Below are 26,427 nucleotides of genomic sequence, written 5' to 3'. Positions count from 1 at the left end.
CGCAACTTCCTTATATTCTTGGTCAGACCAACCATACCAGTCTTACTGGGGCGCCGGAATTCCTCGTTGCTCCATCCCGCTTGCATGCTGGCCGCCGCAATAACGCACTGGTTCACCGCCGCCATTCCGCAGTAGAGTAGGTGAATCGCCGACTGCCGCTTTTTCCCCAATGAGCTTATGAAAGTCGCCCTGTTTATCCCGTGCTTCATCGACGCGTTTTATCCCGAAGTGGGGATCGCCACGCTCGAATTGCTCGAACGCTTCGGCATCGAGGTCGACTATCCGCAGGAGCAAACCTGCTGCGGCCAGCCAATGGCCAACAGCGGCGCGCATGCCGAGGCAGCCGGCACCGAGCGTGTGTTCGCGCGCAACTTTGCCGGCTACGACTACATCGTCGGGCCGTCGGCGAGTTGCATTCACCACGTGCGCGAGCATCTCACCGCGCTGGAGCAGACCGACGAAGTGAAGAAGGTCCGCGCGAACGCCTACGAACTCGTCGAGTTTCTGCACGACGTGGTCGGCGCGCGTGAATTTCCGTGGGCCGAGTTTCCGCACCGCGTGGGCTTGCACAACAGTTGCAGCGCATTGAGGCATCTGAAGGAAGCATCGATTTCGGAAGTGGCCGGCACGCCGTTTTCGAAGCCGCGCACGTTGCTCGAAGGCGTGAAGGGCATTGAGTTCGTCAAACCGGCGCGGCCCGACGAATGCTGCGGTTTCGGCGGCACGTTCTCTGTCACAGAGGAGCCGGTCTCGGTGCGCATGGGCCAGGACAAGGTGCGCGATCACCTGAACGCGGGCGCCGAGTACATCGTATCGGGCGACATGTCGTGCCTGATGCATCAGCAAGGCTGCGCGGAACGCATGAAAGCCGACGCGCGCTTCATCCATATCGCGCAGGTTCTCAACGGAGCACGCGCATGAGCAACCGCATCGATCACGCGAAAGCCGCGGGCGCTTTCATCAGCAAGACAGAGCATGTCGCGTTTCACGACAAGCGCCTGTGGGATCTGCGCGAGAAGCGCGATGTGCAGGCGCACGGCATTGCCGAGTGGGAGACGATGCGCGAGCTGGCCTCGGGCATCAAGGAACACACGCTGTCGAATCTGTCCACGTATCTGGAACAGTTCGCGGCGGCCGCCGAGGCGAACGGCGTCACGGTGCATTGGGCCGCCACCGCCGAAGAGCACAACGCGCTCGTGCACCAGCTCATGTCGGAGCGCGGCATGACCACGCTCGTCAAAAGCAAGTCGATGCTGACCGACGAATGCAAGATGCGCGAGTATCTCGAACCGCGCGGCATTACGGTGATGGAAACGGATCTGGGCGAACGTATCCAGCAACTCGACCATCAGGATCCGAGCCACATGGTGGTGCCCGCGGTCCACAAACTGCGGGCCGACGTTGCCGAACTGTTCGGCCGCACTATCGGCACCGATCCGAAGAACAGCGATATTCATTACCTGGCGGAAAGCCAGCGGATGAACACGCGGCCGTACTTCGTGCGCGAGAAAACGGCCGGCATGACCGGTTGCAATTTCGCGGTGGCGGAGACGGGCACGGTCGTAGTGTGTACTAACGAAGGCAATGCGGATCTGTCGGCGAATGTGCCGCCGTTGCATATCGCGTCGATCGGTATCGAGAAGCTGATTCCGAAGGTCTCGGATCTCGGTGTGTTTATCCGCATGTTGTCGCGCAGCGCACTCGGCTCGCCGATCACGCAATACACGTCGCATTTCCGTGCGCCGCGCAAAGGCACGGAGATGCATTTCATTCTCGTCGATCACGGCCGCTCGGAGCGGCTCGCAATGGAGGACTTCTGGTATTCGCTCAAGTGCATTCGCTGCGGCGCCTGCATGAATACGTGTCCTGTTTACCGGCGCAGCGGCGGGCTGTCGTATGGCGGCACCTACTCGGGGCCGATCGGCGCGATCATCAATCCGACCTTCGATCTGAAGCGCTACAGTGCGTTGCCGTTTGCATCGACGCTCAATGGCAGTTGCACGAACGTGTGTCCGGTGAAGATCAATATTCACGAGCAGATCTACAAATGGCGCACGGTGATTGCGGAGCATCACGAGGTGCCGTTCGTGAAGCAGGAGGTGTTGAAGATGGCAGGGCGGTTGCTCGCGAGCCCGACCTTGTATCGCGCGACGGTGTCCTCGATGGGCAGCGCGCTGCGGCGGCTGCCGAATTTCGTGCTGTATAACCCGCTCAATATCTGGGGCAAACAGCGCGAGTTGCCGGAGGCGCCAAAACTGACCTTCCACGCCTGGTACAAAAAGAATCGTGGAGCCGATCATGACAACGCGTGAAGCTTTTCTGGCGAAAGTGCGGCAGGCGCAGCCGCCGGCGCGACCACGGCCCGACGTGCCGCTGTTCGATGCGGCGGGTGGCGATCTGCACGCGCGTTTTACGGCGGCGCTGCAGGCAATGGGTGGCACGTGCGTCGAAGTTACGGCTGCGAGCGACGTGGGCGGGCTGATTCGCGAGCGGTTCGGGGCTGAGGCATCCATCGCTTCGGCAACCGCGGAAGTGCCGGGCACGCGCGTGCTCACCGCCGACACGGAACCCGCGTCGCTGCAGGATATCGAGGTCGGTGTGGTGCGGGCGCGCTTCGGCGTGGCTGAGACCGGCTCGGTGTGGTTCAGCGAACGTGAGTATGTGGTCAACGCGCTGGGGTACATCGTGCAGCATCTGGTCGTGCTGCTCGATCCGTCGCAATTGCTCGACGGCTTGCAGGACGTATACCGGCGCGATGATTTCCGTGAAGCCCGTTATGCGGCGCTCGTCACCGGGCCTTCGGCGACGGCGGATATCGAGGGTGTGCTGATTCGCGGCGCGCAAGGCGTGCGTTCGTTGACGGTGGTGTGGCTGGCAGCGGAGTAAAAAAATTCCGGGTCGCCTGATTCGGGCGGCCCCCACGTCTTGCCGCGCTGTGCCTGCATCGCCACGGACTTTGCTATCATCACTGTATAAACATACAGGTTTCGTGAACGTGCCGTGGCAACACCCGCTTCTCCCTACGCTCTCTACTATCTGCTGAACTTCGAGCGCGCCCTCGCGTGGCTCGCGCAGCGTTACGACGACCTGTTCGACGCGCACGAACAGGCGTTTCTGCGCGATTTCGCCGCGTTGCCGCAGGCGTCACGCGCGCTGCTGGTTCGCATGCTGATGCGTAAAGGCACGCTATTTCGCGCAAGCCGCCTGTCTTACGAAGAGATCGGCTGCCCACTGCAGGCGGCCGCGCCGATCGCCGCGCTCGGCTGGGTCGATACCCAACCGGCCCTGACGCTCGACGATCTGTTCGCGCTCACCACGCGTGCCGAGTTGATGGAAATTTTCGCGGACGCCGTCGCGTTGATTCCCGGCACGAAGAGCTTGCGCAAACCGGAACTGCTGGAAACGCTGCGTCCGTTTTATGTCGGCGAGCCTGGCGAGCCCGCAGAAGAAGGCGTCGCGGCGCGCCCGCTCCGCGCATGGTACGGTCAATCAACGGATTGCGTGCTGCACGTTGCCATCGCACCGCTGTGCGAACGTCTGCGTTTGATGTTCTTCGGCAATTTGCAGCAGGCGTGGTCGGAGTTCGTGCTTGCCGACCTCGGTGTGTTCCAGTACGAGAAGGTGGCGTTCGCGCCTTCGTCGCGCGCGTTTCAGGCGCGTGCGGACGTGGACGTTTATCTCGCCTTGCACGCGTGCCGTGAAGCGCTCGAATGGCTACCCGGCGGCGACGCGGAAGCAGAGGCGATCAACGAACTGGTGGCAGCCGTCGGTGAAATAGAAACCTCGAACGCCTGGCTCGAAACGCGGCGCGCGAAACTGTTGTTTCGTATCGGCCACCTGTGCGAGCGTCGGGAGAACTGGCCGGCCGCGCTCGCCGTGTATGAGCGCTGCGCGTGGCCCGGTGCGCGCCATCGGCGCATGCGTGTGCTCGAACGCAGCGAACGTTTCGACGATGCGTTCGCGCTCGCCTCGCAAGCCGCCGCGGCGCCGGAGAGCGAAGAAGAAGCGCAACGCATCGCCCGCATGCTCGCACGGTTGCTGCGCAAGCGCGGCATGCCGGCCGCACGGGCGAGCGCGGCGCGTCCCGTCGAGCGCAGCACGCTGGTGGTGCCGCGGCCCAAGGAGCCGCTGCCGGTCGAATACGTCGTTCGCGATCATTTGACGTGCGGCGCCGCGCCGGTTCATTACGTCGAGAACGCGCTGATCAATTCGCTGTTCGGGCTGCTGTGCTGGGAGCCGGTCTTTGCGGCGTTGCCGGGCGCGTTTTTTCATCCGTTCCAGCGCGGTCCGGCCGATCTGCACGCGCCGGATTTTCATGCTCGCCGCGCGGAGCCGTTTGCCGCGTGTCTTGCGCAACTCGACAGCGGAGCTTATCGCGAGACGATCTGGCGGCATCTGGATAGCAAGGCGGGACTGCAATCGCCTTTCGTATTCTGGGGGCTGCTCTCGCCGGAACTCGTTGCATTGGCGCTCGACTGTCTGCCGGCCGCGCATCTGAAACTGTGGTTCGAGCGCTTGCTGCGCGATATACGAGGCAATTGTTCCGGCCTGCCGGATCTGATCCGCTTCTGGCCTGCCGAGCGCCGCTACGAATTGATCGAAGTGAAAGGCCCCGGCGACCGCTTGCAGGACAACCAGATCCGCTGGCTCGCGTATTGCGCGCAGCACGGCATGCCGGTGCGAGTGCTCGACGTGCGTTGGGCCGACGAGGTGCTCGTCGTGAATGGCGGCGCGGTTGACGCTGCTGCCGAGGCCGCCGCAGCGGTCGGACGCGCGATCGTCACGGAGGCCGGAACCGAGGGCGCGGTAGATGCCATCGCAGAGGTCAAACCGGAACCCACCACCGAACCCACCACCGAGGCCACCACCGAACCCACCACCGAACCCACCACCGAGGCCACCGCATGACCTACGTGGTCGCCGTGCGAGCGATGTGCGAGTTCACCGCGAGGCGCGGCGATCTGGATCTGCGCTTCACGCCCGCGCCCACCTCGCTCGAAGGCATGGCGGGCCACGTCACGGTCGCCGGACGGCGCGCGAGCGGCTACGAAACCGAAATCACGCTGACGGGCACGCATCGCAGCCTGACCGTGCGCGGACGCGCCGACGGCTACGACCCGGCGGCGAACCGGCTGGAAGAGGTCAAGACGCATCGTGGCGATCTCGAACGGATGCCCGCCAATCACCGCACGTTGCATTGGGCGCAAGCGCTCGTCTATGGTCATCTGCTGTGCCGCACGCGCGAGCTTGCCGGGTTGACCGTAGCGTTGGTGTACTTCGATATCGGTACCCAGAAGGAAGTGCTGTTGACGCAAACGCATACCGCGCGCGACCTGGAGATTTTCTTCGTCGAGCAATGCGAGCGTTTTCTGGATTGGGCCGTACAGGAAGAGGCGCATCGGGCCGCGCGCAACTCGGCGCTGAGTGCGTTGCAGTTTCCGCATGGGCAGTTTCGCAGCGGCCAGCGCGAACTGGCGGTGTCGGTCTATCGTTCGGCGCGCGACGGCAAGCCTTTGATGGCCCAGGCGCCGACCGGCATCGGCAAGACGCTCGCGACGATTTTTCCGTTGCTCAAGGCGTGCGCGTCGGACCAGATCGACCGGGTGTTCTTTCTGACCGCCAAGACGCCGGGCCGCGCGCTGGCGCTGGATGCGATCGAAACACTGCATCGGGTCGACGCGCGCCTGCCGTTGAGAACCCTCGAACTGGTCGCACGCGATAAAGCCTGCGAGCATCCGGACAAAGCCTGCAACGGCGAGTCCTGTCCGCTCGCGCGCGGCTTCTACGACCGGCTCGACGCGGCCCGCAGCGCGGCGCTGGCAGGCCCGCGCCTGGACCGTGCGGCGGTGCGCGAAGCAGCGCTTGCGCACGACATCTGTCCGTACTATCTGGCGCAGGAACTGGCGCGCTGGGCCGACGTGGTGGTCGGCGATTACAACTACTACTACGACAGCAACGCCATGCTGTACGCGCTCACGCAGATCAACCAGTGGCGGGTGGGCGTGCTGGTGGACGAGGCGCACAATCTGCTCGATCGTGCCCGCCGCATGTACACCGCCTCGCTCGATCAGACGGCATTCCGGCTCGCGCGCAAAACGGCGCCGGCCGCGCTGCGCAAGCCGCTTGAACGGCTGCAACGCGAGTGGAACGCGCTCAAACGCGCTCAGACCGCGAGCTATCAGGTCTACGCCGGGATCCCCGGCAAACTGCTCTCCGCCGCGCAAAATCTGATCAGCGCCGTCACGGACCAACTGGCGGAAGCGCCACTTTCCATCGACGAAGCATCGCTGCGCTTCTTCTTCGACGCCATGCATTTCGTCGCGCTGGCCGAGCAGTTCGGCGAGCATTCGATTTTCGACATCACGCTCGCCACGGATCGTTACGCGCCACGCGACAAAAACAGTGCCGCGCTTTGCGTGCGCAACGTGATTCCCGCGCCGTTTCTCACGCCGCGCTACGCGGCCGCGCGCACTACGGTGATGTTCTCCGGCACGCTCAACCCGCATCATTTCTATCGCGATACGCTGGGGTTGCCCGAAGCCACGCAATGGCTCGACGTGGAAGGGCCGTTTCGCGCGGAGCAGTTGCAGGTGCGCGTGGCCGGCAACGTGTCGACGCGTTGGCGTGACCGCGAGCGTTCGCTGATTCCGATCGTCGACCTGATCGCCCGGCAATACGCAACGCAGCCGGGCAATTATCTGGGCTTTCTGAGCAGCTTCGAGTACTTGCAGCGCGTGGTCGCGTTGATGCGCGAGCGGCACCCGGACTTGCCGGTCTGGGCGCAGGAGCCCGGCATGGACGAAGCCGCGCGCGACGCGTTTCTCGCGCGCTTCCGGACCATGAACGAGGGCGTGGGCTTCGCGGTGCTCGGCGGTGCGTTTTCGGAAGGTGTCGACCTGGTCGGTCAGCAGTTGATCGGCGCGTTCATCGCCACGCTCGGCTTGCCGCAGATGAACGAGATCAACGAGCAGATGCGCCGCACGATGGAAGTGAAGTTCGGCAACGGATACGACTACATGTATCTGTATCCCGGTCTACAGAAGGTGGTGCAGGCGGCAGGGCGTGTGATCCGCACGGAGCAGGACCAGGGTGTGGTGCATCTGATCGATGACCGGTATCGGCGGGCCGAAGTGCGGCGTTTGCTGCCGCGCTGGTGGGACGTGCAATAGCGCGTGCCGCAGCCGGCGGACCGGCGCTTCATAACCGCGCTTCTTTACCGCCGGCCGGCCGGGTAATCACTTTGCCCGCCGCCACTCGTCACAGTAGCGGCGTGGCATCACGATTCCCGCCCAAAGCGCAGCAGCCCACGAAGATGCCGGCCCCGGCTCTTACCTCACTCGTGCGGAGAGGTTGAACCAGGATTTGCCGGCGTTCCCGGACCGCCGGCCGGTTGGGGGGCGACGGGCAACTGGTCTTCCACTGGCGCATCGCCTTGCCGGGCTGCGGCGGAAGGTGCCGCAGCGGCAGGCGGCTCGTCGCTCGGCGCCTCTTCTTTGGCCGCCGTGCTGGACGCTTCATCGGCCTCGATCCTCGCCGGCGCGCTTTGCGGATCCCACGTCAGCAGATTGCGCTGCGGGTTCGCGATCTCGATGCCGCGCTCGCGGAACTGGTCGAGAATCCGGCGGTTGAATTCGCGCTGCACGCCCCAGCGCGCGCTGTCGCGGCACTGAATCTGGCCGGTCAGCGTGATGGCCGAGCCGTCCAGCGCATCGACGCCCCAGAAGCTGAAGTCCGACAGGATGCCGTCCTTGAAACTGTCGTCCTCGCGCAAGGCGGCGCCGATTTCCTTCAGTGTGCCGATGGCGAGATCGACGTCCTGGCCGAACACGATATTGACCTTCACCGCGGCATTGCCGATACCACGGTTCGTGTTGTTCACCGTCGATACCGAACTGAACGGCACGGTGTAGAGCGAACCGTCGCCGCCGCGCAGTCGCACGGTGCGGATCGACAGATACTCGACGGTGCCGGACACGCCCGCGAGCGTGACCCAGTCGCCCACCTGCATCGCGTTTTCCATCAACAGGAAAATGCCGGTGATGAAATCCTGCACCAGCTTTTGCGAGCCGAAACCGAGCGCCACGCCGAAGATACTCGCGCCCGCCAGCAGCGGCCCGATATTCACGCCGAGCTCGCTCAGGCCGGTGAGTACCACCACCAGCGCGATGGCGCAAAAGAGCGCGCTGCGCAGCATCGGCAGCAGGGTGCGCAAGCGCGCGGCGCGCACCAGATCGCCGCTCGTGGTCCAGCGGTCCAGCCGCTGTTCGACCGATACGTTCACGCTTTCCCACACCAGCAGCGCAATGACGGCCGCCACGCCGATCGTGACGATCGCCGACGCGAGCCGGTGGCCGATCGTGCCGGCGCGAAACAGGTCGGCCACATGCACGCCCCATACCTGCAACAGCGCGAGCGCGGTCACGATGCCGATGATCCACGCCACCACGCGGCGCACCAGCGGGTAATAGCGGTACGCGTGCTGATGCACGAGCGACTTCGCCGCGTCGTCCTGCGCATGGAAGAGCCGGGCCAGCGCGCCGAACAGCACGATCGACACGACCCGCGCGCCCACCAGCACCGCCAGCGAAATACCGCCGAGGTGCAGCAGCGTCTGATAGCCGTTCTGCACGTCGAGCGCCCAGATGAACCACAGCGCCATCACGACGAACACCGCGAACCAGGCCCACACTTCGGCAAAGACATTGCCGGCCATTTCCAGCGATTTGCGCGTGGCAGCCCGCTTGCGGATCAATTCGCCGACTGGGTTCGCGCATTGCAGCAGCAGGATCGAGATCATGACGTGGCCGGCGAGCGCGACCACTTTCATCAGCGCCAGATGCGCCGCGTCGTTCAGACCGAGCGATTGGGCGATCTCCGCGACCGCCGAACCGGCGCCCACCACGCTGACGATCCGCACCATCCAGCGCTGCACGAAGGCGGCCCACGCGTCGCTCATGCGCAGCAGGCGCAGGCGCGGCGCGGCCGGTTGCAGGAAAAAGCCGCTGACGATCACGATCACCCGGCACAGCACGTAGATGTCGATGAGCGAGTCGAGTGCGCGGTCTTGCGGGGTGCCGTCGTCGGTGAAGATCGACATCAGCGCGCTCGCCGCGCCGACGAATACGACGAGCGGCAACAGTCGCAGCACCAGGCTCAGGAGCGCGCGCGGCAGGCGCTGCAGGAGTGTCCAGTGATGTCGGGCGTTCTGCTTGCCTTTGGCTTCGATGACCTTGCCGTTGGCCGACGTGGCCGCGCTTGTGCCGGACGGCACAGCCGCCGCTTTCGCCTGCGCCGCGGTCACGGGCGAGGCCGGCGACACGGGCAGGGGCGGCGCGGCGTTCGGCGCGTCGGAGGGTTGGGGCGCGACGTCCACAGGCAGATCGGCTGGCGGCACGCTGTCCCGATCGCCGGCTTCGCGGCGCGCGGCCAGCGCCTTGTAGGCACGGCGCAGCAGGCGGCGCGCGAGCCATTCGAGCGCGAGCGCGGGTATCAGCGCGGCCAGCAGCGACCACGCGACCTGGCCCAGCACGGCGCGTGCTTGCGGGTTGGTCGATTGCCAATACCACCAGGCGCGCACCGAGGAGACGTCGAGCAGCGCGCCGACCGAACTGCGCAGAGACTTGCCGAGGCGCACGGCCCAATGCGCGCCCTGGCGGGCCAGTTGCGAGGCGAGACCATTCGACTTGAACGCCGCCGGCACGAGGGCGGCGGCGCCGCTCGCCGCAGCGGCCGACGCTGCCGTGGGCGCGGAAGCGGGCGGCGCGCTGAGCGCGCCGGCAGCAGCAATGGCCTCCAAGGTGTCGGCCACTTGCGCGCGGCGCTTGGGGTCATTGAGGACGGCGAGCGCCTGGCGAGCCTGCTCGGGCGTCAGCGTCACCCCAGGACTGGAGGCCGCAGAGGCCGAAGAGGCGGGGGCGGCTGGTGCTGCCGCGGCAAGGACCGGCGAGACGCCGAGAGCGAGAAGAATGAAACAACAGGCTTGAAATAATTTGCGCATAGGGTGTAAGGCGGGCTACGGAAGCGAACGGCTATGCCGAAACGCGTGGACGGGCTCGGCGGCGTGAACCTGAACCGACACCTATCTGGTCGTACAAGTTCCTCGAACGGCCGTTGCGCGTGGCGCCGCAGAGTCGGGCAGCCTGGCGCCGCGGCACTTTCCCCTAGCAAAAAACCGGCCCGTCGGTCAATGGCTACCCGTCGCATGGCGGCTACCGTGCGCAGGAATTGCGGCATCCGCCGCCTTGCGACCGCCATTGTGCGGCGCCGCTTGTGTGGAGCTCGGCGGCACGCCGAACGTGCCTTCCACGACTTTGGTGAGGGTGCGCTCCTCGCGTGGAATGAAGCGCCTCGTTCAGGCCAACTCGAAATTGGCGTATTGGCGTATTGGCGTATGGCAAGCGCCGGCCGGCGATGTTTCAGCCCGGTCCGACGTATCGATGGATGTCCGTGCGCGATCCGCCGGTGGGCTCGGTGCGTCGAAAGCGACGGTTGCGCGCGGCGTGGCTCCAGCCGGATCACACACGGCTGACCGGAGCAGAAGCGAGGGGGGAGCTTACCCGTTCACACCAGCGAAGCCGCCTTCCGCTCCGCCTCGCCGTCGGCGTCCGCGCCGCCGCTGGCGTTCGACGCGCGTCCGCCGGCTGCCGCGTCCTGGTGCAGCCGGTTGGCGTGCATCAGCCGATACAGCGTGGCCCGCGAAATGCCGAGTTCGGCCGCCGCCTCGGACAGCTTGTAGCCATGCCGCTGCAAAGCGTGCTCGATGGCGTCTTTTTCGGCCCGGCTGCGAATCTCCGCCAGCGTCACGGCCGGCCCGTTTTCGGCTTCCGGCAGGCCGAGATCGCTGGCGGTGATGAAACGGCCCTCGCTCATCACCACGGCACGCCGCACGCAGTTGATCAGTTCGCGCACATTGCCCGGCCACGGATAGTTGGACATGGCGACGATCGCGTCGCTCGACAGGCCGCGCAATTTGCGCGCGCCGTCCTGCTTGTACATGCTGAGCGCATAGTTGGCGAGCAGCTTGATGTCGCCGCCGCGCTCGCGCAACGGCGGCTCGACGAGGCGCAGCACGCACAGGCGGTGATACAGGTCGGAGCGGAAGCGACCGTCTTCGACGGCTTTGTCCAGATCGACGTGGGTCGCCGAAATGACCCGGACGTCGACCTTGATCGGCCCGTTGCCGCCCAGCCGCTCGATCGTGCCTTCCTGGAGGAAGCGCAACAGGACCGCCTGGCATTCATGCGGCATATCGCCGATTTCGTCGAGAAAGAGGGTGCCCTCGTGAGCGCTCTCGATCCGGCCAATCTTGCGCTGGAGCGCGCCGGTAAAGGCGCCGCGCTCGTGGCCGAACAATTCGGCTTGCAGCAGGCTCGGCGGAATCGCCGCGCAATTGATCGCGACGAAGGTGCGGCCGGCGCGCGGCGAACGTTCGTGAATCGCCTTGGCGGTCAGCTCCTTGCCGGTGCCCGACTCGCCTGCGACGAATACCGGCGCGTCCGTCACGCCGCATTTGTCGATGCGCCGGTACAACTGCTGCATGGCCTCGCATTGCCCGACCATGCCGTGGCGGCCGAGCGACGGCTCCGGCGCGACCTCCGCCTGCCGCAGGCTCGACAATCCATGCGCGTGGCCGAGCGCGAACACGAGCCGCTCGTTCAGCCACGGCCGTGTGACGAAATCGAAGCAATAGTCGAGGATGAAACGGCTGACCAGTTCGTTCGCCGCCTGCCCCGGCGCGATCTGGGCGACCCAGTTGGTTTCGACGCGCCGCATGCAGGACGCCAGCGCGGATAGATGTTGGGATGTGCAGTCGCCCGGCAGTTCGACGAGGCCGACCTTGATGTTGCCGCGCTCGATCATGCGTTCGGCGACAGCCGTGCTTTTGGCATGCACCGCTTGCCAGCCGGAAGCCGCCAGAAAAGCGGCGAGTTTCGGATCCGGAGAATTCGACACATAGAGAACGGTACGTTCCGTGTCGATAGGCGTGCAAGTCGTATTCATGTTACCCCCGTTTGATGCTGCTCTCAGGACTCTTCTCTGCGACGTACTCGACAGACCGGCAAGGTGCCGGGTTCCGGCCAACTGAGCCAACCGGTCCGTTCGCGCGGGCCCGGAAAGGGATTGCGCCACTGCCAGGGGATTCTGCTTCTCGCAGCCCGGCGGTGACGGATTCACGGTAACGGCAATCTCGGGGGCCTGGAGCAGGCGGCGCGAGCCGCAGGGTGCTACACATTGGACGGATGGCGCAACGGTGTTCACCGTTGCAACCGACAGACGATCCTTTCCCCGAATTACGCCGACCGTTTTTTACCTCGTTGGCCTGATACAGGCGCTCTATCTGGCGCTTGGCCTAACGATAAGCGAAACCGCTTTCGAGCGCCATACAAACAAGTCTGGATTCAGAAACGTTTTTCGCATCATGCCATGTGTCCTTGCCGTTCGAAAACGCACGGTCAAGGCCCTTTATGCGGGGTGTCCCACACAACGTTGCAATCCGTGTAGCGGCAAATGTGAAATCGGCGCCGCCGGTCGGGGTTTGCGTTGTCTCATGCTTGCGACACATCGGACAATGCGCGGTGGAGCACCAATAGGGTTCCGAAACATCGGCATATTTGACCGGCGTGTGATGCAACCCGCGGCCCTATACGGCGCGCGCGGCTACCTGACTGGCCGGCGGGCCGGTACAACTTTCCATGACGTGGCCGGTGGCCGGAGCGAGCACGTGTCGTATTCGAATCAACGCGTGATGCGAAGGATGCCGGGCGGAGGTCCGCCGCAGCAGAAATCACGGTGGCATAAGGGTTTGAAGGCGGCTGGCATAGGCGTTGCAATAAGCATTTCACAACGAATGCGTTGCCGCCGTTTCAATATGAAGCCCGGGGGAGAAAGAAGGCGGGCGGCAAACATACAGCCTTCGTAGGCGCGGCCGGGGAAGCCAATGCGTTTTGCGAGGTTGCGGCGGGGCCAACTGAAAAACGATTGTCAAAAAAGAACGGAGCGAATGATCGGTACACCCTACCGGCCATTCGCGACCGGATCAGGTAAAACGTTGCGCCCGCCATTTTTCCGTCTGTTTCCGCGGATTCGAAGGGGATGGCAAAAAACAACAGATACCGCCGTCGTGAGTTTGGCGAGCGATACCCATAACAACCAGGAGCAGCGGCGGGGCAGCGCACGGTCGAGGACCAACCGGGCGCGACGAGGCGGGGAGAAAAGGCCCGAGTCTCCACAGAGAGGCGCAGGTTACGAGGTGGACCGGGCGCCGTGTCCGCGAATTCGCGGACACGGCTGGCCTGGACACTGCCTTGAAAAAACACATCTTTCGGGGGTTGTCATGACCAGACATTTCAGGCCAGCCGGCGCAGCACAGTCGGAGCGTCAAACCACCGTGCATTCAGTCGGCGCCATTTATCGACGGCATAGCGCCGCTCCGCGCGCATTGTTTGCCGCGCCATCGGCAGATCTGTTGACGCTGGTGATCGCCGAGGCGCTCAAGCGGAAGGCGCAAGCGGAGATCCAGCGCGAGGCGTTACGCGAAGCGATGTATGAAATGCCGGTCTCTCCGGAACGACACCGCGATCGCGGGGCGGACATCCGACCTGTCAATTCTCGCGAATAACCAGAACATAGACCGCAATCGCGGTGGCGCCGGCAACCGGACGGCGCCAGAGCGGCGGAGAGCCGACATGATCGACATCTTCCTGATTACGTCCAGCACGGAGCGTGCGCCGCAAATCGTCGCGCGTCTCGATGCAAGCGGCGTGGCTTACCGGCTGCGCACGGCTCACGGCACGGCCCGGCAACTGCGCTCGCACACCCGTGCGATCCGCAGCACCGAGTTGCTGATCGTCGACGACGCCGATCTGAGCGCGCGCGACCTGGATGGCATCGAGGAAGCGCTTGCCTGTACACCGGCGCTGCATTGCGTCCTGATGACGCCGGCGCCATCCACTGCCTTGCTTGGTGTGGCGATGCGCGTCGGCGTGCGGCATGTGTTGTCGTGGCCGCTCGACGCGGACGAGATCACCACCATCCTGATCCAGATCGAAACGCGCAAACACGCGAATGGGCGCCGTGCCGGACGCGTCGTCTCGCTGGCTTCGAGCAAGGGCGGCAGCGGCACGACGCTGATCGCCGTGAATCTCGCGTATTCGCTCGCGGCGCTGAGCAACCGGCGTGTGCTGCTGATCGACCTGAGCCAGCAATTCGGCGACGCCAGCCTGCTTATGGCCGACAAACCGCCGCCCACCACGCTTGCCGATCTCTGCTCCCAGGTGGAGCGCCTCGACGCCGCGCTACTCGAATCATGCGTGATGCACGTTCACGCAAATCTCGATGTGCTGGCGGGTGCGGGCGATCCTCTCAAGGCCGCCGAATTGCTGCCGGCCCAACTGGAGCGCATTCTCGCGCTGGTGCGCGAGCGTTACGACGCGGTGTTGATCGACGTTGGACAGAGCCTCAATCCGCTCACGATTCATGCGCTCGATCACAGCGACGTGATCTGCATGGTGGTGCGCCAGAACCTGCTTTACCTGCACGGCGGGCGCCGCATGCTCGAAATTTTCAGGGAGCTGGGTTATCCGGCGAGCAAGGTGCGCGTAGTGGTGAATCAATACGACAAGAACGCGCAGATCAACCTCCCGAAGCTCGAACAGACGCTCGGCGTGAAGGTGGCGCATCAGCTTCCGCGCGACGAAAAGCACGCCAACGACGCGCTCAGCCGCGGCGTGCCGCTGGTGACGTCGGCGCGAGACAGTACGCTCGCGCAAGGCATCAGCCTGCTGGCGGACATGCTGTGGCCGTCCAGCGCCGAGCGCCGCAAAGGCGTGCTCGGCCGGCTGTTCGCGGCAGGGCCGAACGCGCCGCCGGAGCTCAAGCCGGGGCATTGAACTCAGCCGTTCAGGCGGGATCTGCTACGTTAGTAGGTAATCCGCACGCCCGTGGCATGATCTGGGTGAAAGTCCAACCCGCCCGATCACTTTCGAGAGCGCTCCGTCAGCGCCGCATCGCCCATGCAAAACGAGTCCAACGGTCTCAACGATATCGCGTCGATCCTCTCCAATCCGATTCTCAACACGGATTCGTACAAGGCATCGCACTACCTGCAATATCCACCCGAAGCGTCGGCGATGTTCTCGTACATCGAATCGCGCGGCGGGCGCTACGATCGCACGCTGTTCTTCGGCTTGCAGATGCTGATCAAGGAATATCTGTGCCGTCCGGTCACGCCGGCCATGATCGATCAGGCCAAAGCGTTTTTCACCGCGCACGGCGAGCCGTTCAACGAAGCCGGCTGGCGCCACGTCGTCGGGCAGTACGGCGGCTATCTGCCGGTGCGCATTCGCGCGGTGCCGGAAGGCTCGGTCGTGCCGACGCACAACGTGCTCGTCACGGTCGAATGCGACGATCCGCAGGTGTTCTGGCTGGCTTCGTATCTGGAAACCATGCTGCTGCGCGTGTGGTATCCGGTTACGGTGGCGACGCAAAGCTGGCATCTGCGCAATACGATCCGCAGCTATCTGCTGAAGAGCAGTGACGACCTCACGCAATTGCCGTTCAAGCTGCATGACTTCGGCGCGCGCGGGGTGTCGAGCGCGGAGTCGGCGGCGATCGGCGGCGCGGCGCATCTCGTCAGTTTCATGGGCTCGGATACCGTGCTCGGCGTGGCTGCGGCGAACCGCTACTACAACGAAACGATGGCGGCGTTTTCCGTGCCGGCAGCGGAGCACAGCACGATCACCTCATGGGGCCGCGAGCGCGAAACCGACGCGTTCCGCAACATGATTGCGCAGTTCGGCAAGCCCGGCGCGATCGTTTCGGTGGTGTCCGATTCCTACGATCTGTTCGCCGCGCTCCGCGTCTGGGGCACGGAGTTGAAGCAGGCGGTGCTCGATTCCGGCGGCATGCTCGTGATCCGGCCCGACTCCGGCGATCCGCGGACGATAGTACTGCAAACCATGCAGGCGCTAGAGGCGTCGTTCGGATCGGCGGTGAACGGCAAAGGGCGGCGCGTGCTCAACAACGTGCGCGTGATTCAGGGCGACGGCGTGAATCCCGATTCGATCGAAGCGATCCTCGCCGCCCTGGACCAGGCCGGTTTCGCGGCGGATAACATCGTGTTCGGCATGGGCGGCGCGCTGTTGCAGCAGATCAACCGCGACACGCAGCGCTTCGCGATGAAATGCTCGGCGATCCGTTTAGGCGACGAGTGGCACGACGTCCTCAAGGATCCGATTACGGACGCCGCAAAGCGCTCGATGAAAGGGCGGCTGACGTTGCTGGTGAATCGGCACACCGGCGAGTATCGAGCCGCCACGCTGCCGGTTGCGTGGGACGCTCACACGGTCGAGGGCGATTGGGAAGAGGCGCTGGTGACGGTCTTCGATTCCGGCAAGCTGCTGGTGGATGTATCGCTTGCGGAGATCAGGCGCCGCGCTCACGCGCACGAAGCCTGATGAGGGGCACCCGCTTGCCAGACGGCCACGCCTGAAGCGCGGATATCGACCCGGCACGGCGCGCCTTCACGCAGCCGGGTATCTTCATCGGCAATGTCGAACCGCACTCCGGCGATATTCACCCGGACATAACGCTCGCCGCGCCGCAATTCGACCGCGTCGACCACGCCGGCATGCATGCCGCCCTCCGACACGACAATCGCATGCGACGAGACGCGCCACATGACGTGCTGGCCGGCGTCGGGAGCCAGCCCGCTGTCGGCCGTGCCGATCACGAAGCCCTGCGCGATCTCTACGTGTCCCGAAGCGCTCATCACCCCTTCGCCGACGTTGTGCAAGCCGAGCAGACCGGCCACCCGCATCGAAGCGGGCCGCTCGAACACAGCGTCGATAAAGCCCGCTTGCAGCACGCGGCCCTGTTCGACGACCAGTACTTCGTCGGCCAGCAAGGCGGCTTCATCCGGATCGTGCGTGACGATGATCGTCACCGCCGCGATCTCGCGCTGCAAGGCCCGCAGCGACTGCTGCAAGCGGCGCCGCCGCGGCGTATCCAGCGCCGCGAACGGCTCGTCGAACAGCAGCAGTTCGCTGTGGCGTGTTAGTGCTCGCGCCAGCGCCACCCGTTGGCGCTGGCCAAACGACAATTGATGCGGCAGGCGCGCGACCAGTTGCGCAAGGCCCAGATGGTCGAGCCAGTAGCGCGCGCTGGCAGGATCGGCATCGACCGGGAAAGCCAATTGCTGTGCCACCGTCATATGCGGAAACAGGCCGTAGTCTTGCGGCATATAGCCGATCTGCCTGCGCTCGGGCGGCAACGCGTCCAATCGCGTCGCACCGAGCGTCACACTGCTCGACGCGTTGGACTCGAGTCCCGCAATCAGACGCAGCGCCAGCGACTTGCCCGAGCCCGACGGCCCGATGATCGCAAGGCGCCGCGTGGCGGGCGTCCATGCGATGTCGAGCTCGAACGCGCCGAGCCGGCGCTGCAAATGGAAGGCGAGGCGAAGGTCGGCGGTTTCACTGCGGCTCGCCGTCAGGTCCGCGCCGGGTTCGAGCGTGTCGTCGCCATTTTCGGTCTGTTCGAGCGCGCTCTTTTGCCGAAGGCTGTAGATCGACAGCGCCGCGCAGACGATCGCGATGGCGAGCGTAGGCAGGAGTAACGGCATCATCGCCGGAAGCCCCTGGCCGCCGAATACGACATACGTATAGACCGGTAACGAATACGGGTGATAGGCCACCATCACGGTCGCGCCGAATTCGCCGAACGCGCGCAGCCAGGCGAGCGCGAGTCCGGCGCGAATCGCCGGCCACGCAACCGGCAACATGACCCGGAAGAAGCGGCTGCCGGCGCGATGACCGAGCGTCGCGGCGACGTCGTCGAGCACCGGGTCGACGGCGGCGAACGCGGACTTGGCGGCAATGATCAGAAAGGGTGCGGCGACGAATACTTCCGCGAGCACGATGCCGGCGAACGAATCCGTCAGCATGCCGCGACTCAACTGACCGACCCAGCTATACGGGCCGAGCAGAAACAGCAGCAGCACGCCGCTCGTGAGCGGCGGCAGCGCCAGCGGCAACTGCACGAAAAAGCCGAGCAGCGCCACTTTGCGCGAGGTCGAGCGCGCCAGAAAATAGCCGAGCGGCACGCCGCCCAGCAGAATCGCGAGCGAAGCTACGCTGGCGCTGGCCGCCGATACCCCGACCGCCGACCACGTCGCGCGCCAATCCACGTTCGCCCAGTCCGCGGCGCCGAGCTGCGGCACGCTCGCGACAAACGGCGCGCACAGATAGACGGCCAGCAGCGCCGCCAGCCACAAGAGCGGTCGCGCAGCGGTGCGTTTCACCGCGCTTACTGCGTGGCGGCGTCGATCACGGCTTGCAGCGAAGGCGGCATGGCTTGCACGTTGCCGCTCACGGTCGGTTTGACGACGTCCACGCCATGTTGCTTGAGCAGCTCGCGGCCTTTCGCGCTCAACAGGAAGTCGGCGAAGCTGCTCGCGCCTTCACGGTTTGGCGCATCGTTGAGAATCGTCAGCGTGTAGCTGGCCTTGGCCTGCAATTCGGGCGCCGGGCGGAGCGCCGGAATCTTCAGGTCGGATGTTTCGGTGGAATAGAAGAAGCCGGCGTCGAGCTGGCCGGATTGCAGGCGGCCAACCAGGGTTTCCTCGGGCAGCACCTGCTCAGGATTGTCCGCCGCGCCAAGCGTCTTTTCGACGAGATCCGGCTGATGGTAGAGCGCCGCCGCCTTGTTCATCATCTCGACGGTGAACGCGCCCTTGGGGTCGAGCTTCGGATCGGTGCGGCCAATCCGGATGCCCGGCTCCTGCAGCACCTGGTCCCAGCGCTTGCTCCTGAACTGCGCGGCGAATCTGCTTTGCGGGTTATAGCCGATCATCAGCGGCGATTCGGCGAAATTCACGTACCACGTGACGTGGTCGCCGTTCGCGGCCCCCATCAGGCTGTCGTTCACCTTGGGGCTCGCGCTGATGAATACGTCGCCGCGGCGCAGTTTGCCTTTGATCTCGTTGGCGATCTTGTTCGAGCCTGCCGCGTAGCCGCGGAAATGCTCGCCGGTAGCCTTCTCGAATGCCGGGCCGATGCTGCGCTCCATCAGATTGACGAGCGAGCCGGCATAGAGCACGTTGACGGTGTTGTCCTGCGCCAGGGCGGGCGTGGCCGTCACGATGCCGGTCACGGCCACGAGTGGAGCAACGAGAGAAGCGAGCAGCTTGCGAATCATGCGATAACCCCGATACGTTATTAAGAGCGCTATATTACGACGTCACCGCATTACGTTGTGTGACGGCGTTGCCTGCCGGATCAATTGAGCGGGAATGTCCGCACGTAGCTGGTGCCGTTCGCGCTGGCGGCGCGGTCGATCGCGTACAGCCGGCCGCGCGGCGCATCGACGGCCACGCCGCGGGCGTCCTGAAAGTCGTTTGCAAGCACGCTGATCGTGCCGTCCGGCGCGATCCGGCACAGGCCGGTGGCGTTGCATTTGGTGTACAGCGTGCCGCTTGCGTCGACGGCCATCAGGTCCGGGCTGTTGATCTGCGCGAACGTGCCGTTCGGCGCGACGGCATGGGATCCGCCGAGCAGCGCGCTCAGACTCGCCTTGACGATGTCGTTGTTGGCCTGGTCCGAGACATAGAGCGCGTCGCCCGATACGGCGATCCCGACCGGCTTGCCCAAGCCGCTGAGCAGATCGCGTTCGACCGCCGTATGGGCGATGGGATCGTAAGTAATGAGGCTGAGGCCGCCTTGCGGAGGATTGCTGCCGTTCTTGATGAACCACGTCGAGAGCAGGCGGTTCGAGCCGATCGAGATCAGACCGAGGCGGCGTCGCGCCGGATCCGGACCGCTGAGTGCCGCGATCGTATCGGCGCCCGTAATGCTGAACACCGCGCTTGCGGTGCCCAAACCGAAGCGCTCGATCATCAGCGCGGAAGCGTCGGCGAAGCTCAACTGGCTCAGGCTGTTCGACTGGCCGGCCACCGCCGGCACGCTCGCATAGTGCGCGAATGTACGGCCATCGGGCGAGGAGAGCACGCTGCTGGTCTGGTCGTCGGTGATGAAGACGGCACCGTCCGCCGCGCGCACCGCAATGCCGTTCGGCGACGCGCCAACGGCGATCTTTTGCGGCACGACAGTGACCTCGTCGCCGCCGCAACCGGCGAGCGCTGCGATCAGGCCGAGGCTGACGAGAGCGAGGCGCGTGGTGCGTTGCCAGGCGGGTGAGAAGCGCATGTGATCTCCTGAACCGGCCCGCAGAACACTGGCCGCATGCCAGCGCGCCCACGCGTGCCGTGACTGTGATGAATCGGGATGAGGCCGGCCGATCAACCGATATGTCCGGCGATATAGTGCGTATCGGGGCGGTTTTGCGCGCAGGCAGCCATCGAAGCGTAATATACACACGGACATAACGAGTGAACAGGCCGCTCAGGCGTCGATGCTGGAGATAACCGCAGATGGATAGTGTAAATGTGAATGTGATTGCCGCGCCCGCCGTTGCAGGCGCGCTCGTGCTGAGCGGACGATTCCGGCGGCCGCTTTCGTTCGATCTTGATCAGCTCAGACGCTACGAAAGCGTGGTGGCCACGCCGTTCGATCTGCGTTGCTATACGACGAACCGCTTTATCCGCAGTGTCGAGCCGTATCGCGGCGTGCGTCTGACCACGCTCATCACGGAAGCGGGTCTGCCGGATAGCGTGCCGGGCGAATTCAAGCGCACGGTATTCGTCGCTGTGGGACATGACGGCTATGTCGTGACGTTTTCATGGCACGAACTCTTCAACACGCCCGTGGGCGAGAACGTGATGGTCGCCTACGAATGCGGCGGCCGTGCGCTCGACGCTGAAGAGGGCGCGCCGATTCTGTTTTCCGGATCGGACATCCTGCCCGCGCCGCGCCATGTCAAACGGCTCGCGCGAATCGAGGCACACGTGCTGGCATCTTTGGCGTAAGTGCACGCGAGCCGTAGCCGGCGCGTGTAATGTCGTGGTCCGCCGCATTCCAGGCCTTCGCTGATGGCGGTTCGGCCAGGTGGCAGCGCGAAGCGGTTCGTGTATGCTTTCGTGCATGGCTGACACCCCAAAAACCAAACCCGCACCCGCGGCAAAAAAAGCCGCGAAGGCGCGCCCCGAAGTGCGCTTCAGAATGCGCATTCGTAGCGCAGACGCGGTCGCTTTAGGGCCGGGCAAAGTCGAATTGCTCGAAGCCGTGCGCGAATTCGGTTCGATCTCGGCGGCGGCGCGCAGCCTCGATATGTCGTACCGGCGCGCATGGCTCCTGATCGACGAACTGAACCGTTCGCTCAAGTCGCCTGCCACGCATTCGGAGCAGGGCGGACAAAGCGGCGGCGGCTGCACGCTCACGCCGATCGGCGAGACCATCATTCGCCTGTATCGCGACGTCGAAGCCGAAGCACAGCGAAGTTGCGCCAAACAGATCGCTGAACTCACCAGGCTGATCCGCTCCTGAACCCTTGTTCTGGCAGGGCAGTCCTAGCCGTGTCGCAGGCAAAATGCCGAAGTCGGAGGATTGCCGAGTTGCGCAAGGTTTTCGGGGTGCAGGCGGGCCATCAATTCGACAAAGCTCGCCACGCTTGCCGTGCGCAGCGGGTGATAGTCGATCTGATGCCGCTCGCACACACGTTTGAGCGTGTTCATCGAATCGTGGTCGACGCAATCAACCGGAAACACCACGAGATCCGCACCCGGCAACGCTGCGGCAAGCAGGCCTTTGCGATCTTCCACGCCGCCGTCGTGCACGACCAGATCGCCGCCGGCCGCTTCCACGAGGCGCTTGAGCGCGGCGTTGGAGCCCGGCCTGCCGCCCACATACACGATCCGTTTGCCCCGCACACTGTCGAGGCTCGTCCGGCGCGCGCCCGCTCCGCTCGCTGCGTCCGCGGCGTGCAGCGTCGCGTGCTCGAGGGCATCGCATTCGCTTTGCACCAGCTTGAGCAGCGTCAGCGTCTGGTCGTAGCTCTTGCGTAGCGCGAGCGCCGCGTCCTGTTCATGGAACACACGCTGCTCCGCGGCTTCGCGGCGACTGGTATGCAGCGCGACGCGCTGATCGGCATCGGCCAGTTTGTCTCGTAGCCGTTGCACCTCGGCTTCGAGATTGGTGGCGTCGGCCGGTGTCTGACGGCTTGTCTGCGCAGTCAACTGGGCGGTCTGCTGGTCGAGCGCGGCGATCGACGCGTCGCGTTGCAGGCTGAGTTCCTGCAAACGGCTCTGCTGCCGTTCGATTTTTTCTTTCAGTACGGCGTTTTCCTCTTCCAGTGCGACCAACCGGCGAATGTCCGCGCGATTGGCGGCGCCCACCAGATGCGACAGCATGTGCAATTCGCCGAACGCTTTCTGGCGCACGGGCATGGTTGCATAGGGATGCGTCATCAAGGCCCAGTAGGCCGGCGGAATGTCGCCGCTTTTCAGCGCCTCGTCCCAAAGCTTGAGCAGATCGACGTCGTCGGCGGCTTTGTCGAAGTGGCGGATCGCGCCGGCATAACGTTCGTCGAGCAGCTTGTTCAGCGCTTTGGCGGCCGCGCCGCCTTCGATCGCGAGTTCGACTGCCGAGTGATGAATCTCGAGGTCGCTCGCGTCGTGCCGATCGAGTCCCGTGAATTTGGGCACCAGCTTGCGCAATTCGTGCGTGCCAAGACATGTGCCGATGATCGAGCAATGCAGATGGCTGTCGAGTTCGGCGAGGCGCGCGCGCCGTTTGGCGTTCGGGAACGACACCTTGGCGGGCGTGCAGCACGGATCGGCGGCGCGAATGCCGGTCACGGCAAGCTCGTCGCCGGACAGTTTCAGACGCGTGGGCTGGGCGAGACGGAACGGGGGCGTATGCATGGGAATCTCGAATCCGGTTCGGTGTCAGGCGGAACGAAAGTGCGTGCCGAGCGCGCCGCGCACTTCTGCCGCGCGAGCGTGGTCGGCGATATATTCGGAAAGATATAACGGTGGACGAGAGAAAGCGTTCATTTGAAGGCGTTCATTTGCGGCGGTCGCGAATCAGTCGTTGGAGCGGGCGAGGGCGGGCTCGGCGACGCGCGTCTTGCGCCGGAGCGCAGCGGTGTCCGTTCTGCTCGAAGCGTTGGCACGTTTGCCGCCGGCCGGCCCCGTTTCGTCCACCGTCCGCGCGTGCTGTTCGAGCACGTGGCCGACGCACAGGCCCACAAAGGCCGCATCGAGCCGTTCGAGTTCGGCGACCACCTTGCGCAGCGCCGCCAGATCGTTGCTGAACAGGTCCGAAAAAATCGCGTCGCGCAGTTGTTCAGCGGAGCGCGCTTCCTCGATCGCCGCTTTCAGATCGCGCAGACGCACGAAAGCGGCACCTCTTGCGTGCTCGGCGAGGATCGACAGCAACTGGTTCAGCGAGTGCGAGCCGGACGTGCCGACCGAGGCGAAATTCAACCGGTCGTCGGTCAGCATCAGCACGAAACGCTGCACGCTGCCGTAGAGACGCCGGTAGGCGTCGACCACATCGCGGATCGATTCGGCGCGGCCGCGCTCGGACGCCGACTTCACCGCGACGATGGTCGACGAAAGCTCGTTCGGCAAGCGCCCAAGGCGTCCTGCCGGGCGGGTTGAATTGGATCGGCTGCGCACCGCTGCTGGCTCCTGCTTTGCTGGTTTTGCCTCGTCGCGCGCGGCTGACAGACCGGCTGAATACGCTCCGGAAGACGCACGGCCACGCACCACGAAGGCTACCGTGATATTCCGCAGGATATAACGAAACGAGGCTGGCGTGTTGAACAGAAGCCGTTTGCCGGTGCGCTGCGCCGGTTTCAGACCGGCATCACTTGCGCCTGGCGAAGTCGAGAAATGCCTTCACGGCCGGGGCCCGTTCGTACTTCCGGAACGCAATCGCGATCTCCGACGCGATGGGTTGACCGGCGATAGCGCGGTACACCACACCCGGCAACGCGATGCAGTCGGCCAGCGTATGCGGCACGACGGCGACATAGCCGCCTAGCGACACACAGGCCAGCACCGACGCGAGCGTGCCGGGGCGCGGTCCGAGCCGCGCTGAGAAACGGCCGCGCCGTGCCACTTCGAAAGTGCCGGCTTCCTGTTCCGGCAGCACGAAGCACTGGTCGCGCAGTTGCGCCGGCCTGATGCTCGCCGAGGCCGCCAGCGCGCAGTCGGCCGGCAGCGCGAGGACGAACTGGTCGCGATGCACAGTCGTGGCCTGAATGCCGTCGGCGAGCGGCATGGGTGGGCGCACGTAGGCCGCGTCGAGCAGGCCGTCGCGCAGCATGGCGGCAACGTTGTCCATCGGCACCTCGCGGATCGAAATGTCGACGCCCGGATGCGAGCCTCGAAATCCGCCCACGTCCCGCTGCAACACGCCCGCATAAGCCGCCGACGCGACGTAGCCGACTTCGATCCGCCCGAGTTCGCCGCGCTCGGCCAGCACCGCGCGCTCTTCGCCGCGCGCGAGGTGATCGAGCGCGACGCGCGCCTCGGCGAGATACGCGCTGCCCGCCGCGCTCAGCGCCACCGAGCGCTTGGTGCGATGGAAGAGCCGCACGCCGAGCAGCCGTTCAGCCTCCTGAATCAGCTTGGTCAGCGACGGCGCGGCGATCCCCAATTCTTCGGCGGCGCGCGAGAAATGAAGCTGTTTCGCGACGCAGACGAAAGCATGGATATGGCGGAGTTCGAGTTGCCGCATGATTTCTGTATTTCCAATAAACTAATTATTCTGTGATTTTATGCCAATGACAGTTAATAGAGGCTTCGCTACTATCAGGTGACTTTCCACCCGTCATAGTTGTCTGTATGCCGCCTCTCTTCGCACGCCGCGCAGCGCCGCCGTCATCGCCACCATCGGCGCGAGCCGTCAATCCCGCCTTCGTGTTGGCCACGGCGTCGGCCACCTGCGCGCTGATCGTGCTGGACACCAATGTCGTGGCGGTCTCGCTGCCCTCGATCGCGCGCTCGTTCCACGCGAGTTTCGCCGACGTCGAATGGGTCGTCAGCGCGTATATGGTCGCGTTCGCGTCGTGCCTGCTGCCCGCGGGCGGTCTCGCCGACCGCGTCGGCCGCAAGAAAATGCTGCTGCTCGGGCTCGCGGTGTTTTTTCTGGCGTCGCTCGGTTGCGGCGTGGCGCCGACGGCAGCGGTGTTGAACGCCGCGCGCGCGGTCAAAGGCGTTGGCGCCGCGATGCTGCTCACCGCCGCGCTTGCCGTGATCGCGAACACGTTTCGCGAGGGCCCGTCCCGCGTGCGCGCGTGGGCCGTGTGGGGCACCTGCATGGGCCTCGCCACCACGGTCGCGCCGCTGGTGGGCGGCGTCATCACGCAATGGCTCGGCTGGCGCTGGATCTTTCTGCTGAATCTGCCGGTGTGCGCGGTGCTCGCGTGGTGCACCTCACGTGCGATCGGCGAGTCGCGCAATCCGAACCCCGGTCCGCTCGATATCGCCGGCAGCCTTCTGTTCGGCATTGCGCTGGCGCTCGGCATCTGGGCGTTGATCGAGGTGCCCGCCGACGGCCTCGCGAGTTGGCCCACCGCCACGCGGCTCGCGGCCTGCGCGCTGCTGTTCGGCGCCTTTGTCCAGGTGCAACGGTTGCGCGCCCATGCGATGGTCGATCTCGCGCTGTTCCGGCAGCCGCGCTTTGTCGCCGCGGTGCTCGCCATGTTCGGTTACGCCGCCTGCGCACAGGTGATGATGACGTTCTTGCCGCTGTATTTGCAGAACGCGTTCGGTCTGTCGGCCGTGGCCGCGGGTGTCGGCATGCTGCCGTTCGCGCTTTCGATGGTGCTCGGACCGTACATTGGCGCTGCGCTCGGCAAGCGTATGTCGAGCATGAGCTTGCTGTCCACGGGCCTGTTGCTGATCGCGCTCGGCAATCTGCTGACGGCGCTGACTGCGGACGGCGCGCGCTATCTGCTGGTCGCCTTCGGCATGATCGTGACGGGACTCGGCGCGGGGATTCTGAACGGCGACACGCAGAAGGCGATCATGGCCTGTGTGCCGCCGGATCGGACCGGCATGGCTTCCGGTATCAGCACGACGACGCGCTTCACGGCCATCGTCATGTCGGTCGGGGTGCTCGGCGCAGTGCTCGCGGCGCGCACCCGCACGGCGTTCGTCGCGGCTGTGCCGCTCACCGCCGAGGTGAAAGGCGCCCTCGATGCCGGCTTCATGTCGCGCGTGCTGGCCGGCGATGCCGCGCAGGCCACCGCGACGCTGCCGCCTGCTGTGCGGACCATGCTGCTGGGAGCGGCGCACGCGAGCTTTGCGAGCGGCTTTGCCGCCGCGCTGGGGCTTGCCGCGGCCGTCGCGGTGTCGATCGCGGCCGGTGTCTGGCTGCTGGCCGGCAGGGGCGAAGCCGCGCGGGCGCGTGGCGTGACGTCGAACGGATAGGACGCCGCGTCGCCCCCGTGGGCGTGGTTTTCCGATATCGTGTGCTGCGTGTCCGCCGTCTATTGTCTGGCGGGCCGCTTTCCGGATCGCCT

19 protein-coding genes are annotated in these 26,427 nt (G+C 65.0%); 11 read left to right on the top strand and 8 right to left on the bottom strand.

All coding sequences use genetic code 11. The features are described from left to right. Nucleotides 1–177: 177 nt before the first annotated feature. The 5 genes from NE850_RS31300 (at nt 178) to NE850_RS31280 (ending at nt 7,169) form a co-directional block, all read left to right on the top strand. Nucleotides 178–921: a (Fe-S)-binding protein gene (locus NE850_RS31300; protein WP_007177505.1), complete on the top strand. Its 744-nt coding sequence runs from the start codon at nt 178–180 to the stop codon at nt 919–921. Beyond that, nucleotides 918–2,312, top strand: a complete 1,395-nt coding sequence (locus NE850_RS31295) for a lactate utilization protein B (RefSeq protein ID WP_165188525.1) — start codon at nt 918–920, stop codon at nt 2,310–2,312. Before NE850_RS31300 ends, NE850_RS31295 begins: the two co-directional genes overlap by 4 nt. After that, nucleotides 2,299–2,886 (top strand): LUD domain-containing protein, encoded by a 588-nt coding sequence (locus tag NE850_RS31290; protein WP_007177503.1) that lies wholly within the window; start codon nt 2,299–2,301, stop codon nt 2,884–2,886. The genes NE850_RS31295 and NE850_RS31290 overlap by 14 nt, the downstream gene beginning before the upstream one ends. A gap of 114 nt (nt 2,887–3,000) precedes the next feature. Next, on the top strand, nt 3,001–4,908 hold the full coding sequence (locus NE850_RS31285) for a VRR-NUC domain-containing protein (protein ID WP_310699827.1): 1,908 nt from the start codon (nt 3,001–3,003) through the stop codon (nt 4,906–4,908). Further along, nucleotides 4,905–7,169: an ATP-dependent DNA helicase gene (locus tag NE850_RS31280; RefSeq protein WP_310699826.1), complete on the top strand. Its 2,265-nt coding sequence runs from the start codon at nt 4,905–4,907 to the stop codon at nt 7,167–7,169. The genes NE850_RS31285 and NE850_RS31280 overlap by 4 nt, the downstream gene beginning before the upstream one ends. 164 nt (nt 7,170–7,333) lie before the next feature. Here NE850_RS31280 and NE850_RS31275 read toward each other — a convergent pair whose 3' ends face one another. Together NE850_RS31275 and NE850_RS31270 are read right to left on the bottom strand one after the other, a co-directional pair. Next, nucleotides 7,334–9,997 (bottom strand): mechanosensitive ion channel domain-containing protein, encoded by a 2,664-nt coding sequence (locus NE850_RS31275; RefSeq protein ID WP_310699825.1) that lies wholly within the window; start codon nt 9,995–9,997, stop codon nt 7,334–7,336. A gap of 563 nt (nt 9,998–10,560) precedes the next feature. Beyond that, on the bottom strand, nt 10,561–12,000 hold the full coding sequence (locus tag NE850_RS31270) for a sigma-54 dependent transcriptional regulator (protein ID WP_007177499.1): 1,440 nt from the start codon (nt 11,998–12,000) through the stop codon (nt 10,561–10,563). 1,465 nt (nt 12,001–13,465) lie between these two features. On the opposite strand from NE850_RS31270, the gene NE850_RS39545 reads away from it, so the two are divergent. The 3 genes from NE850_RS39545 (at nt 13,466) to NE850_RS31255 (ending at nt 16,454) form a co-directional block, all read left to right on the top strand. Then, nucleotides 13,466–13,618, top strand: a complete 153-nt coding sequence (locus NE850_RS39545; protein ID WP_405044909.1) for a hypothetical protein — start codon at nt 13,466–13,468, stop codon at nt 13,616–13,618. 67 nt (nt 13,619–13,685) lie between these two features. After that, nucleotides 13,686–14,888, top strand: coding sequence for an AAA family ATPase (locus tag NE850_RS31260; RefSeq protein WP_165188518.1), 1,203 nt, complete (start codon nt 13,686–13,688; stop codon nt 14,886–14,888). Nucleotides 14,889–15,011: 123 nt separating this feature from the next. Then, nucleotides 15,012–16,454, top strand: a complete 1,443-nt coding sequence (locus NE850_RS31255) for a nicotinate phosphoribosyltransferase (RefSeq protein WP_310699824.1) — start codon at nt 15,012–15,014, stop codon at nt 16,452–16,454. Here the strand turns inward: NE850_RS31255 and NE850_RS31250 are convergent. From NE850_RS31250 to NE850_RS31240, 3 genes are all read right to left on the bottom strand, one after another. Further along, on the bottom strand, nt 16,436–18,298 hold the full coding sequence (locus NE850_RS31250) for an ATP-binding cassette domain-containing protein (protein WP_007177495.1): 1,863 nt from the start codon (nt 18,296–18,298) through the stop codon (nt 16,436–16,438). The genes NE850_RS31255 and NE850_RS31250 overlap by 19 nt on opposite strands. Before the next feature lie 5 nt (nt 18,299–18,303). After that, nucleotides 18,304–19,194 (bottom strand): extracellular solute-binding protein, encoded by an 891-nt coding sequence (locus NE850_RS31245; RefSeq protein WP_197740284.1) that lies wholly within the window; start codon nt 19,192–19,194, stop codon nt 18,304–18,306. 80 nt (nt 19,195–19,274) lie between these two features. Then, complete coding sequence (locus NE850_RS31240) at nt 19,275–20,201, bottom strand: hypothetical protein (protein WP_310699823.1); 927 nt, start codon at nt 20,199–20,201, stop codon at nt 19,275–19,277. 224 nt (nt 20,202–20,425) lie between these two features. Between NE850_RS31240 and NE850_RS31235 the strand changes: the two genes are divergently transcribed. Together NE850_RS31235 and NE850_RS31230 are read left to right on the top strand one after the other, a co-directional pair. Continuing rightward, entirely contained in the window at nt 20,426–20,920 is a 495-nt protein-coding gene (locus tag NE850_RS31235) for a molybdopterin-dependent oxidoreductase (protein WP_007177492.1), read from the top strand. Nucleotides 20,921–21,035: 115 nt separating this feature from the next. Beyond that, entirely contained in the window at nt 21,036–21,437 is a 402-nt protein-coding gene (locus NE850_RS31230) for a winged helix-turn-helix domain-containing protein (protein ID WP_007177491.1), read from the top strand. A 23-nt stretch (nt 21,438–21,460) separates the two neighbouring features. Here NE850_RS31230 and NE850_RS31225 read toward each other — a convergent pair whose 3' ends face one another. The 3 genes from NE850_RS31225 to NE850_RS31215 all read right to left on the bottom strand — a co-directional run bounded on the left by NE850_RS31225 (nt 21,461) and on the right by NE850_RS31215 (nt 24,638). Beyond that, on the bottom strand, nt 21,461–22,813 hold the full coding sequence (locus NE850_RS31225) for a DUF2325 domain-containing protein (RefSeq protein WP_310699822.1): 1,353 nt from the start codon (nt 22,811–22,813) through the stop codon (nt 21,461–21,463). Between the two features lie 162 nt (nt 22,814–22,975). Further along, the gene (locus NE850_RS31220) at nt 22,976–23,524 is read right to left on the bottom strand and encodes a hypothetical protein (protein WP_232064351.1); all 549 of its coding nucleotides are present in this window, start codon (nt 23,522–23,524) and stop codon (nt 22,976–22,978) included. Between the two features lie 238 nt (nt 23,525–23,762). Further along, entirely contained in the window at nt 23,763–24,638 is an 876-nt protein-coding gene (locus tag NE850_RS31215) for a LysR family transcriptional regulator (protein ID WP_007177488.1), read from the bottom strand. A gap of 107 nt (nt 24,639–24,745) precedes the next feature. Between NE850_RS31215 and NE850_RS31210 the strand changes: the two genes are divergently transcribed. Further along, complete coding sequence (locus tag NE850_RS31210) at nt 24,746–26,335, top strand: MFS transporter (protein ID WP_007177487.1); 1,590 nt, start codon at nt 24,746–24,748, stop codon at nt 26,333–26,335. The last annotated feature ends 92 nt before the right edge of the window (nt 26,336–26,427 follow it).

It is taken from the genome of Paraburkholderia sp. USG1, from assembly GCF_031570135.1.
Lineage (GTDB): Bacteria > Pseudomonadota > Gammaproteobacteria > Burkholderiales > Burkholderiaceae > Paraburkholderia > Paraburkholderia dioscoreae.
Note: the sequence above shows the minus strand (reverse complement) of the source record. Positions and strands in the feature narration are given on the sequence as shown.

Coding starts and splice junctions, on each gene's coding strand:
- NE850_RS31235 (WP_007177492.1), top strand. CDS start 20,426: ATGGATAGTGTAAATGTGAATGTGATTGCCGCGCCCGCCGTTGCAGGC.
- NE850_RS31280 (WP_310699826.1), top strand. CDS start 4,905: ATGACCTACGTGGTCGCCGTGCGAGCGATGTGCGAGTTCACCGCGAGG.
- NE850_RS31275 (WP_310699825.1), bottom strand. CDS start 9,997: ATGCGCAAATTATTTCAAGCCTGTTGTTTCATTCTTCTCGCTCTCGGC.
- NE850_RS31255 (WP_310699824.1), top strand. CDS start 15,012: ATGCAAAACGAGTCCAACGGTCTCAACGATATCGCGTCGATCCTCTCC.
- NE850_RS31240 (WP_310699823.1), bottom strand. CDS start 20,201: ATGCGCTTCTCACCCGCCTGGCAACGCACCACGCGCCTCGCTCTCGTC.
- NE850_RS31210 (WP_007177487.1), top strand. CDS start 24,746: ATGCCGCCTCTCTTCGCACGCCGCGCAGCGCCGCCGTCATCGCCACCA.
- NE850_RS31260 (WP_165188518.1), top strand. CDS start 13,686: ATGATCGACATCTTCCTGATTACGTCCAGCACGGAGCGTGCGCCGCAA.
- NE850_RS31225 (WP_310699822.1), bottom strand. CDS start 22,813: ATGCATACGCCCCCGTTCCGTCTCGCCCAGCCCACGCGTCTGAAACTG.
- NE850_RS31215 (WP_007177488.1), bottom strand. CDS start 24,638: ATGCGGCAACTCGAACTCCGCCATATCCATGCTTTCGTCTGCGTCGCG.
- NE850_RS31270 (WP_007177499.1), bottom strand. CDS start 12,000: ATGAATACGACTTGCACGCCTATCGACACGGAACGTACCGTTCTCTAT.
- NE850_RS31300 (WP_007177505.1), top strand. CDS start 178: ATGAAAGTCGCCCTGTTTATCCCGTGCTTCATCGACGCGTTTTATCCC.
- NE850_RS31295 (WP_165188525.1), top strand. CDS start 918: ATGAGCAACCGCATCGATCACGCGAAAGCCGCGGGCGCTTTCATCAGC.
- NE850_RS31290 (WP_007177503.1), top strand. CDS start 2,299: ATGACAACGCGTGAAGCTTTTCTGGCGAAAGTGCGGCAGGCGCAGCCG.
- NE850_RS31245 (WP_197740284.1), bottom strand. CDS start 19,194: ATGATTCGCAAGCTGCTCGCTTCTCTCGTTGCTCCACTCGTGGCCGTG.
- NE850_RS31230 (WP_007177491.1), top strand. CDS start 21,036: ATGGCTGACACCCCAAAAACCAAACCCGCACCCGCGGCAAAAAAAGCC.